8 protein-coding genes are annotated in these 12,105 nt (G+C 31.8%); 6 read left to right on the plus strand and 2 right to left on the minus strand.

What is annotated here, in order from left to right:
• Positions 1-64: 64 nt before the first annotated feature.
• The gene (locus tag ROY99_10460) at positions 65-811 is read left to right on the plus strand and encodes a DUF3307 domain-containing protein (GenBank protein ID MDT3696800.1); all 747 of its coding nucleotides are present in this window, start codon (positions 65-67) and stop codon (positions 809-811) included.
• 2 nt (positions 812-813) lie between these two features.
• Here the strand turns inward: ROY99_10460 and gltX are convergent, their stop codons facing one another.
• A complete protein-coding gene (gltX, locus tag ROY99_10465) occupies positions 814-2,274 on the minus strand; it encodes a glutamate--tRNA ligase (GenBank protein ID MDT3696801.1) in 1,461 nt (486 codons plus the stop codon).
• Between the two features lie 81 nt (positions 2,275-2,355).
• Entirely contained in the window at positions 2,356-4,716 is a 2,361-nt protein-coding gene (locus tag ROY99_10470) for a response regulator (protein MDT3696802.1), read from the minus strand.
• Between the two features lie 402 nt (positions 4,717-5,118).
• Between ROY99_10470 and ROY99_10475 the strand changes: the two genes are divergently transcribed.
• The 5 genes from ROY99_10475 (at position 5,119) to recO (ending at position 12,029) form a co-directional block, all read left to right on the plus strand.
• Positions 5,119-8,595 (plus strand): hypothetical protein, encoded by a 3,477-nt coding sequence (locus ROY99_10475; GenBank protein MDT3696803.1) that lies wholly within the window; start codon positions 5,119-5,121, stop codon positions 8,593-8,595.
• A 53-nt stretch (positions 8,596-8,648) separates the two neighbouring features.
• Positions 8,649-9,110, plus strand: a complete 462-nt coding sequence (locus tag ROY99_10480) for an NUDIX pyrophosphatase (protein MDT3696804.1) — start codon at positions 8,649-8,651, stop codon at positions 9,108-9,110.
• A 113-nt stretch (positions 9,111-9,223) separates the two neighbouring features.
• On the plus strand, positions 9,224-10,141 hold the full coding sequence (locus ROY99_10485) for a PfkB family carbohydrate kinase (GenBank protein ID MDT3696805.1): 918 nt from the start codon (positions 9,224-9,226) through the stop codon (positions 10,139-10,141).
• A 140-nt stretch (positions 10,142-10,281) separates the two neighbouring features.
• Complete coding sequence (gene mtnA, locus ROY99_10490; GenBank protein MDT3696806.1) at positions 10,282-11,292, plus strand: S-methyl-5-thioribose-1-phosphate isomerase; 1,011 nt, start codon at positions 10,282-10,284, stop codon at positions 11,290-11,292.
• The gene (recO, locus tag ROY99_10495) at positions 11,289-12,029 is read left to right on the plus strand and encodes a DNA repair protein RecO (protein MDT3696807.1); all 741 of its coding nucleotides are present in this window, start codon (positions 11,289-11,291) and stop codon (positions 12,027-12,029) included. The genes mtnA and recO overlap by 4 nt, the downstream gene beginning before the upstream one ends.
• Positions 12,030-12,105: the final 76 nt, after the last annotated feature.

The raw sequence follows: 12,105 nt of genomic DNA on the forward strand, positions 1-12,105 counted from the left end.
TATTAAAGCTAAATAAGTGTTAAAGGTTATATGAATTATCTGCATAACCAATAAATAATATTTTATGAAAACAGAGTTTATTCAAATATTGATACCTTTATTGGCTGCACACTTCCTCGGTGATTTTATATTTCAAACTGATAAGGATGTAAGGAATAAAAAAAGCTATCTGATATTTGGGAAACATATTATCATTGTAACAATCCTGAGCTACATTCTGGCTGGCGTATGGAATAGTTTATTAATACCAATTATAATATTACTCTCACATCTTATTATTGATTCCCTAAAAAAATCATTTAAGAATGATTCTTTATTATTGTTTGGGCTTGATCAATCAGCTCATTATTTAGTGATAATATTATTATCATTTTATTTAAGTGATAAAATTAAAACTGAATACATAAATCTATACTGGAATAATTTATTTGGGAATAATTATCTGAGATTATTAACAATTGTAACTTCGATTATCCTGGTAACAAAATTCAGCGGTATAATAATCAGTTATATAATAAAGCCTTTCCAAATAAAAATATTTAAAGATGAAAACAACAATAAAGATGAAATAAATACCGGTAGAGTTATAGGATATTTAGAACGGTTTGCTATTTTGATTTTATTCCTTGCAAATCTTCCAACCATAGTTGGTTTTTTAATTACTGCTAAATCAATTTTAAGGTATGGCGAGATAAAAAATAATAACGATAAGGTTTTGGTAGAGTATGTTTTAATTGGGACACTTTTAAGTTTTGCAATCGGGATTACCATTGCTCTGCTTGCTATTGAAACACTAAACTTACTTTCTTAATATCATAGAGAAATATTTTCTATCGCTTTATCTATTCTTTTAATCACTTCATCTTTACCAAGTATAAACAGCAGATCAAACATTCCTGGACCAGTGCTTTGTCCGGATACAGCTAATCGTAATGGATGGATAAGTTTGCCTTTCCCAACATTAAGTTCTTCAGAAGTTTTACTAAGGGCGTATTCAAAATCTTCTTTTGTTGGATTAGTCAGATTCTCAAATTCACTTTTTAGTTTTTTAAGATGGTCAGGAGTTTCCGGTTTCCAGTTTTTATCAATAGATTTTTGTTCATACTCCTTTGGAGGTTCATAAAAATATGTGCAGTTATCTATAAAGTCTTTTACAAAAGATACGCGTTCTTTCATTGCTTCAATAATCAGTAACAGGTAGTTATCAGAAAAACTTTGATCTTTATATCTGGATTTATGAAGCTCTTCTTTCAGCATTGTAATTAAATCACTGTTGGCTTTTTTGCGTAAATGCTCTGCATTGAGCCAATTTAATTTCTGAAGATCGAAAACTGCTCCTGCTTTATTAACTCTTTCCAATGAAAAACTATCAATCAGTTGATCCAAATAATAAAACTCTTTGTCATCGCCGGCATTCCAGCCGAGCAAAGCAACAAAGTTGATAAGAGCTTCTTTCAAAAATCCTTTATCACGATAATCTTCAACTGCAACATCGCCTTGTCTTTTAGAAAGCTTGGATCGATCGGGATTTAATAGTAGTGGCAGGTGAGCAAAAACCGGTCTCTCCCAACCAAAAGCATCATAAAGTAAAACATGTTTTGGAGTTGAAGATAGCCATTCTTCACCGCGGATAACATGAGTAATTTTCATCAAATGATCATCTACAACATTTGCAAGATGATAAGTAGGGTAGCCATCGCTTTTAATTAAAACCTGATCATCAACATTATTGCTTTCAAACTCAACATGTTCACGGATTACATCATCAAATTTAATTACTTGATTTGATTCGACATTTAATCTTATAACTTTTGGAATACCTGATGAAAGATTTTTTTCGATTTCTTCTTTTGACAGATGGAGACAATGTTTATCATATTTTGACTGAGGGAGTTTTTGTTTTTCCTGTTCTTCTCTTAATATCTGCAGCCTTTCAGGGGTGCAAAAACAATAATATGCTTTTCCTTTTAGTAACAGTTCATCGGAGTATTTCTTATAAATCTCAAGTCTTTCTGACTGCAGGTAAGGTTTAAAACTTCCTCCGATTTCAGGTCCTTCATCAAACTGTAATCCAGCCCATTTAAGAGCTTTTATAAGATTCTCTACAGCACCTTCAACATAACGGTTCCTATCAGTATCTTCAATTCTTAAAACAAAAGTTCCGTTGTTTTTTTTTGCAAATAAATAATTATATAAAGCAGTCCGCAATCCACCAACATGTAAATATCCAGTTGGACTAGGTGCAAATCGAACTCGTATAGTTTCACTAATCATTTGAGTATTCCTGTGTAAAAAAAGCAGAAGAGAAAAAAATTTTCTGGTACATCACAAAATGATCAGCTATCAGAAAGCATGCTAATCTTTGGTAATTTTGTTTTCAGTATAATACCTGACCTTTTCAATAAATTCCTGGCTGTCAATTGGTTTTGGTATATAATCAGTTGCTCCAGCTTCAAGACATTTTTCACGATCACCTTTCATAGCAAATGCAGTTAAGGCAATTATAGGTGTATCTTTATAATCATCAAGTTCCCTGATTTTTTGTGTTGCTTCAAAGCCATTCATTACAGGCATTTGCATATCCATTAAAATAAGATCATACTTTTGTTCCTGTACTTGTTCATAAGCCTGCAATCCATTTTCAACAACAACAATTGATTCAAAATTATTTTTCTTCAACAATCTGGTAACAATAATTTGTGAGTGTTTGTAATCTTCTACTAAAAGTATTTTTACGGTATCCTTGTTTTTTTTAACTTCATCGGGAGTTGCCGGTTCATCGTATCTGTTTATAAACGCGCTAACTGTTTCTGCCAGATCTTCAATATTAGAACTGCTCTTGTGGAGCAGATCAGAAAATAATCCATCTATTTTCTTCAGATCATCCTGATAAGTTTCTTTACCTGTATAAATAATAATAGGTAGTTTAGAAAAGCTCTTATTTGATTTTATCATTTTTATAAGATCAAAACCATTAACAACGGGCATATCAAGATCAATAATTGCAAGATCAAGATTAAGATTTTCAATCATACCAATAACTTTTGATGACTGATGTTCTGCAATCGCATTAAATCCTGCTTGTTCTACAGCTTCTTTAATCAGATTTAATGTAGGAATGTCATCATCAACAACGAGAATATTTGAATCTTTCTTCAGCCGATAACTTGTTAAGACTTCAACGAGATATTTATAATTGATCGGTTTAACAAAATATTCAACAGCACCCATCATAAAAGCTTTTTGCTGTTCTGCTTCAACAGAGCAGACTATTATAGGTATATGCTTGGTAATCGGGCTTTCTCTAAATTGTTTTAAAAGTTCAAATCCATTTGCATCTGGCAGGATTATGTCCATTATTACAGCTAAGTACTGCTGAGTTTCAACAATCCTCATTGCTTGCTGTGCTGAATTTACAATTGTAGGTTCATAACCCCATTTGGTCAGGTAATTACTTAGCAGTTTAGATGTAGCATAATCATCTTCAACTACCAGTACTTTATTTTTGGTACCGATTGGCTTTGGTAAACCTGAAAGCTGACTTTCTATTGTGCTGCCAATTTCTGCCGAAACTGAAATAGTATAAGTAATTCCTTTTCCAATACCACTCGAAATACTGATATCACCATTTAAAAATTCTATATACTTTCTGGTAAGAGTCAAACCAAGTCCTGTTAAATTACCAAACTTAGATATCTGTAATTCATTCATTGCAAAAGGTTGAAAGAATTCGGTAGTTTTTTTAGCATTAAGACCCTGACTTGTATCAGTTATTCTGAAAACCAGTTTTTTATTTGTGGGAGCAGAAGCTATTATTGAAATTTTACCATGTTCTGTCAATCTAACAGAGTTAGTTATAATGTTAAGCAGAACATATCTGAGTTTTTGAGTATCGATCTTTATGTTATCAGGAATGTTTTTATCTATTTCAAATAAAAATTCTATTCTGGATTTATCAATCTTCGAGCTAAACAATGATATGATCTCATTTAAGTAATCTCTGAAGTTTGTATTTGTAAAATTTATTTTGGTTATTCCGCTTTCAAGTTTACTCAGATCAATCAAATCGTTTATTACCGAAAGAAGTTCAAAAGCATTATCCTTTAAAGTTCCAACATATTCTGTCTGTGAAGGTGAAAGATTTTCTTCATTAAGTAATGAGGCAAAACCCATTATGCTATTAGTTGGGGTTCTCAATTCCTGAGCTATACCAGCTATAATTGAGCTTAAAGAATTATTAAGATTTCCTTTACTGCCGATCCAGAGTTTAATAAGATTTTTTATTCCTTCGCTTATCAGCTCAATATTATCAGAATCACTTTGTGTAAAAGAAGATTTCTTTGCAATTTTTAACAAAGCGATTTGACCATCACCAAGATTAAAAAGCACACAACCTTCATTCATTAAATGATCTGTAATATTAAAAGCGCAGTTGGATTGTATAGTAAAACGCTGGAACTGTTGTTTGGCAGTTAAATTTGCGCAATTCGGACAATTGATCTGAACTTCATTAGTTAATGTTTTCTTAGATGTTAATGATTTTCCGATTACTTCCAGGCTGCCATTACTTTTTAATTTGAACAATGCTGTTGCTTCTAATTCAAATTCTTTTACAAGAAAATCACAAAGCTTTCCGGGGAAATCTGCGGCAGAGCGAACAGCTGCTTGTATTAATTCGTTGTATTTACTTAAAAAATCAATTTTTGAACTTTGCATATTGGTTTTTTGATTTTATGAATATCACTCTTAAAAATTTATTCTAATCTAATTAGATTTTACTTTATTGCAAAATTAAACAATACCAGTCATTTTATCTAAATAATTTTTCTTGATTTTCAGTATATCACAATCATCTAATTGTTGTCATCTCACAATTGTTTTAAGCATAATAAGCTAAAACTTTATATAGTTAAGTATTTAACTGTCTTACATTACTTTAAAATCCTTATAGAATATTAATTCAGTTTAAAGTAAACTGAATATAGAGATCATTTTTTATCTGACGCATTAACTTTAAAATATTTTCAAAATTTTTCTGAGATATTGAAAGTAGTTAATTATTTAGCATTGATTTAACCAATAGCTTAAATTAGTTTTCAAAAAAAAATCTACTACTGTTTGAAATCTGTAAAATATTTATATCTGATTTTATTCTTTTGCAGCTTGTGGTCTAATCTTTCTAAAGCGCAAAGCGATTACTCTACAATTATTGTCTCTGATACAATTACGATAAACTTTAATAATCATTATCCGATTTCACAGGTTAATATCATCCCTAATTCAGAACAGATTTATCTTAAAGGAAAACAATTAACTTCAGAAGATTACGAGTTTTTATATTCACAGGGATACTTCAAACTTTCACCCTCACTGCCTTATTCTATTTTTGATACTCTTATTGTGAAATACAGATCCTTTAAACTTTCATTAAAAAAGGAATATTATAAAAAGAGTCTGGTTCTTAAATTTGATGATAAAACAGGCGATACTGTTATGGTGCTTTCATCAGCTTCGGGCGGATTTTCACCCGATGCAATATTTGGTTCGGATATGCACAAAAGCGGAACTATAGTAAGAGGATTTACTGTAGGAACAACAAAGGATTTTTCACTTACCAGTGGATTGCGTTTACAGCTTTCTGGCAAAATTTCTGATGACATTGAAATTGTTGCTGCCCTTACTGATGAAAACACTCCAATCCAACCTGAAGGGAATACTGAGAGATTGGAAGAGCTTGATAAAGTTTTTATTCAGATGAAGCATAAAAATGTTACAGGAACATTTGGTGACTATCAGCTAAAGCAAAGGTATGGTGAGTTTGGAGTTATTGATAGAAAGCTTCAGGGCTTGATGGGAGATTTCAATTACGGTAATGTTTCAGGTTATGTATCAATTGCAAACTCAAGAGGTAAGTTTAACACTAACAGTTTTAATGGCTCGGATGGTGTGCAGGGTCCATACAGATTAAGTGGACTGAATAATGAAAGAGATATAATCATTATTGCCGGCACCGAAAAAGTATTTCTTGATGGTGTTGAAATGAAACGAGGTGACAATAATGATTATGCAATCGAATACTCAAATGCAACAATTACTTTTACCCCAAACAAATTAATAACATCTGCCAGCAGGATAAGTGTGGACTTTGAATATACTGACAGACAATTTGCAAGAAGTTTTTTTGGCGCAGGAACTTCGGTTAAGCTATTTAATGAAAAAGCAAATCTTAAAGTTCAATATTTACGTGAAGGGGATGATCAGGATTCACCTATTGATTTATCACTTAGTGAAGATGATAAAAATATTTTATCACTTGCAGGTGATGATCGTGATAAGGCAGTTAAATCCGGTGTAAAACTTGCTGAACCTGATTCACTTGGGCAAATAAAAGGTATTTATACAAAGGTTGATACTATAATTAATGGAAACCAGTTTTCATATTATGTTTACAATCCGGGTGATTCAGCTTCACTGTATAATGTCAGCTTTAGTTTTGTCGGCGATGGTAACGGAGATTATTCAAGACAGAGTATTGGTTATTATAATTTTACCGGCATAGGAAAAGGAAGCTATCTGCCAATAATTTATTTGCCGCTTCCACAGCTAAAACAACTTGGCAGCGTAGCAATTGATATTCTTCCTTTTGAAAATATTTCATTAAGCCTTGAGTATTCAGGAAGCCTTTGGGATAAGAATAGATTATCTTCTTACGATGATGGTGATAATTATGGTTATGCAAGAAATGTTTTATTAAAAGTTTCACCTTCACAAATAACGATCGGGGAATTGAATCTTGGCAGAGCTGGATTTTCATACAAAGACCGATACAAACAAGGTAAGTTTACATCTTTAGATAGATTTGATGAAGTTGAGTTTAACAGAAATTACAATACATCAGCACAAACAAAACAACAAGATGAATCTTTAAGAGAAATAGGATTGCTGCTTCAGCCAATAAATGAGCTAACAGTAAATTCATCTGCCGGATTTCTGAGGAAAGGTAATGATTTTTCATCTGACCGCTTTAATAATATAATCAGATTTTCTGATATGAAATCTTATAATGTTGAATACAATCTGGATATTGTTAATTCAAAAACTTCATTGCTAAAAAGCAATTGGTTAAGGCATAAAGGAAATACATATTATTCAGTCTGGTTTCTAAAACCCGGTTTTGAGTTTATGGCTGAAGATAAACAAGATAAACAGACTGCAAAAGATTCTTTACTAAATGGAAGTTTGAAGTATTTCGAATATTCACCTTTCATTGAACTAATAGAAATTTCGGGTATTAAAGCTTTAACAAAGTTTACCCTCAGAGATGATCATTTACCTTTAAATGGCAAAATGATAAAAGAATCCAGATCAAAAACATTTACACTCGAAATTAATTACAGCGGAATAAAAGAAGTAAATACAAATCTTGTACTTACTTTCAGAAATAAGAGATATCAGGAACAGCTTAAACAAAAAGGTTTTCTTGATAACGAAACAATACTAATACGATCCAGAACAAAATTTAACTTTTGGCAGCGGCTTCTAAATGGTGATTTGTATTATGAAGTATCAACACAAAAATCTGCCCGTTTACAAAAAGTATTCGTAAGAGTAGAACAGGGAACAGGCAACTTTGCTTATCTTGGAGATATTAACAACAATGGAATTGCTGATGAGAATGAATTTGAACCCGCATTGTTTGATGGAGATTTTATTCAGGTTACTCTGCCGACAGATGAATTGTTTCCAGTCATTGATCTGAAAACAAGCACCCGGTGGAAAGTAAATTTTTCTGAACTGGTTGATAAAAATACTTTTATCGGAAAAGTAATTAGTCCGTTATCTTCAGAAACTATATTCAGGATCGAAGAGAACAGTCGTGATTTAAATTATGCTAATATTTATTTGTTAAAACTCTCAACATTTCAAAATGAAAATACAACTATTCGTGGATCAAATTATATTCAACAGGATATTTTTATTTTTGAGAATGATCAGGAATTATCTTTAAGATTGAGATTTACTCAAAGGAAGGCGTTAAATGAATTCAGTTCCGGTTTTGAAAGATATTACAATCGCGAACAAAGCATCAGAATAAAATTCAGAATGGTAAAAGAAATTTCAAATCAAACAGACTTTATTAACCAGATAGATAACGTCAGTGCCCCGGTTAATTCAAACAGGATTAGAGAGATTAATAGCAATAATATAATTTCTGAATTTTCATACCGCCCTGATAAAAACATTGAGGTCGGTTTTAGAATAAAAGCAGGAAGAAGTGAGGATACTCATCCAAAAACACCAACAGTAATTGATCTTAACTCACAGTTGTTAAGATTTAATATTTCATTTCTTGGTACTGGCAGACTAAGAATTGAAATTGAAAGGAATGAGCTTTTATCAAATACTACTGAAAATTTAATTCCTTATGAACTTACCAATGGCAATCAGATTGGGAAAAATTATTACTGGAGATTAAATTTTGATTACCGTCTCTCATCATTTTTGCAAACAACAATCAGTTACGATGGAAGAGTGCAGGGCAGTGGAAGCAGGGTTATACATACTGCACGGGCTGAAGCAAGAGCATATTTTTAACAACAATTTGTCATGCTGTACATAATCAATGTATGACATCATTAAAGGTAATTATGAAGATTATATCAAACTTAATTGAAGCACATATTTTCAGAGTTAATAAAGGTAAACTTGAATTTCTTGCGCTTAAAAGATCACCGGAACAAAACTATCCTAATTTGTGGCAAATGGTTTCCGGAAAGATCAAAAAAAACGAAACTGCATATCAATCTGCACTTAGGGAAATAAAAGAAGAAACAGGATTAAGACCAGAGAAACTTTGGATTGCCCCAACTGTAAATTCTTTTTACTCACCGGATAATGATTATATCTGTTTGCTGCCTGTTTTTGCTGCTAAAGTTAAATATAACAGCAAAGTTAAAATAAGTAATGAACATACTGAATATAAATGGGTCAGCCCTGAGCAAGCTAAAAAATTATATGCCTGGGAAGGTCAAAGAAAATCTATTGATGTAATTGTTGATTATCTGCTTAATAGAAATTCGTTTCTGAACTTTATTGAGATTACTCTTTAGATTGTGCATTCATCAAGTATTTTTCTATTTTGCTTATGATATTTGTAAAAAAAATTACAATTTTTTTCCTTTAGATTACTGAATCAATTAAAATAAAATATATAGGAGATGTTTTGGGCTTATTAGTAGTTGGGTCACTCGGTTTAGATACTGTAATAACACCGTTCGATAAAATTGAAGAAGCTTTGGGCGGATCAGCTTCTTATATTTCTCTTGCTGCAAGTTATTTTGGCGGACCTATTGAGTTCGTTGGCGTTGTTGGCAGTGATTTTCCTAAAGAGTACATAAAAATCATTGAAGACCATGATGTGGATACTGAAGGATTACAGATTGTAGAAGGCGGTAAAACTTTTCGGTGGACTGGGAAATATCATTACGATTTAAATGTACGCGATACTCTTTTAACCGAGTTGAATGTATTTGAGAAATTTGATCCGGTTATACCAGACAATTTTAAAAAATCTAAATTTATATGTCTTGGCAATATTGATCCCGTATTACAATCAAGAGTTTTAGATCAAATGGAAGATCCGCAGTTTGTTGTTTGTGATACAATGAATTTTTGGATCGAAGGGAAAAAGGATGACTTATTAAAGCTTTTAAAAAGAGTTGATGTACTGATTATTAATGACAGTGAAGCAAGATTGCTCGCTCACGAACCAAATTTAATTCGTGCAGCAAGAATGATCAGAGGACTCGGTCCAAAAATTTTAATTATTAAAAAAGGTGAACACGGTGCACTTCTGTTTGTTGAAGACATAGTTTTTTCTGCTCCTGCTTATCCTATGGAAACTATTTTTGATCCAACTGGTGCAGGAGATTCGTTTGCAGGCGGATTCATTGGTTACCTCTATAAAACACGCAGTCTCTCACCTGATAGCTTAAAGCGTGCTGTTATTTACGGAAGTACTATGGCATCTTTCTGTGTAGAGAAATTCAGTACAAAAGGTCTCGAAGAATTATCTAACTTGCAAATACAAGATCGCTTTAGAGAATTTATGACTCTTTCCAGATTTGATGAACAAGAATAGCAATTAAATTATTTAGAATAGTTTTTCCGAAAAGCCCCTTTCTTTATAAGAGAAGGGGTTCTTTAGTTTTGAGCTTATTGTTCTATTTACTTAATCATAAAGTGTATTAAACTCAATTAATAAATCAGAGTGATTTATAAATGATGAATAATTATTATGCAATAAAATTTTCAGAAGAAAGTTTTTCATATTTGGATCAAACAAAACTCCCGCTGCAGGAAGTTTATATTAAAACTGACGATTATGAAAGAATTGCAACAGCAATCGAAAGATTAGAATTACGAGGTGCACCTTTAATCGGAATTTCTGCAGCATTTGCATTAGCACTTTCATTCAAAGGAATTACTTCTAATCATAAAAACCATTTTGAAAAAGTTTATAATAGATTAGCCTCAACAAGACCGACAGCAGTTAATCTTTTTTATGCATTGGATAGAATGAGAAAAACTTTTGAAATTATTTCTGATTATTCAAATGTATATCAAATACTGATTAAGGAAGCAAAAGCAATTTTTGATTATGAAGAACATTGCTCTAAAAGAATATCTGAGATTGGTGCTAATATTTTCATTAAAAAATCCAATATACTGACGCATTGCAATACAGGTTCGCTTGCAGCTGCCGGATTTGGAACAGCATTCGCAATTATTAAAAAAGGATTTGATGATGGATTTATCAAACATGTCTTTGTTGATGAAACAAGACCTTTGCTGCAGGGTTTGCGCTTAACAACTTATGAGCTTATAAAAAACGGAATTCCATTTACGGTTCAGACTGATTCAATGGCTGCGGTTTTAATGCAGCAGGGTAAGGTTGATTTGGTTTTGACAGGAGCTGATAGAATTGCGCTTAATGGTGATAGTGCTAACAAAATAGGTACCTACAATCTGGCAGTGCTATGTAATTTTCATAATATTCCGTTTTATATTGCTGCCCCTTCAACTACAATTGATAGAAATATTGCAACTGGAAATGAAATAGAAATTGAATACAGAAACGGATCTGAAATATTGTCTTTAGATGGTAAGCAAATTACTGATCCGGGTTTGCAGACTTTTTCACCTGCATTTGATGTAACTCCGGCACATCTTATAAATGGAATTATTACCGAAGAAGATTTTTATTCCTTCCCATATAATTTTATACGATGAGCGAGATAATTAAAACTGATGCGGTTGTACTTTCAAAACTAAGCTACGGAGATACAAGCAGCATAGTTACACTTTACACCGAAACTGATGGTAAATTATCTGCTATTGTTAAAGGCGGCAGAAGTTCAAAATCAAAAATTGGAAAAATCATTGATCCGATTAATTATCTTCAAATTATCATTTACAAAAAAAATACGCGCGATATACAGATACTTTCAGATGCTAACCTGATTTCACATTTTATAAATCTTAAAGAAGATCTTAATTCGGCAAAATATGGTTTTGCAGTAATTGAACTTATAAAAAATCTAACAGTCGAGCACGAGGTTAACCAAAAATTATTTAAAGGGTTAGTAAAGATCTTAAATCTTATCAATGACAAAAAAGAAAATCCTGCTTTTTTATTTGGGAGATTTTTACTTTTCTTCCTGTCAGAATTAGGTTATGAGTTATCAACCGATAAATGTTCTGTTTGTGGGAACAAATTAATTACCGGGACGACTCTCGGTTTCGATTTTAATACCGGTATATTATGTTCTGATTGTTTTAAGTCACATTCAGGTGTTGAAACAATCTCTGCGGAACTTTTTGATTTAATCTTTTGTCTAAAAACCAATAGATTAACAGAGAAATTTAATGTTGGAATAATGGATAAGTTCATTTTTTTAATGGAACAATATTTAAGATTTCATATAACAGGGTTTAAAGGAATACAATCATTCAGAATTTATAAATAAAAAGTAGAGGTAATTATCAGCATTTGCGATACCAATGAATAAAGTGTGAATCTAATAATACAAAAAAAAAATAATA

Source organism: Ignavibacterium sp. (assembly GCA_032027145.1).
Classification (GTDB): Bacteria; Bacteroidota; Ignavibacteria; order Ignavibacteriales; family Ignavibacteriaceae; genus IGN3.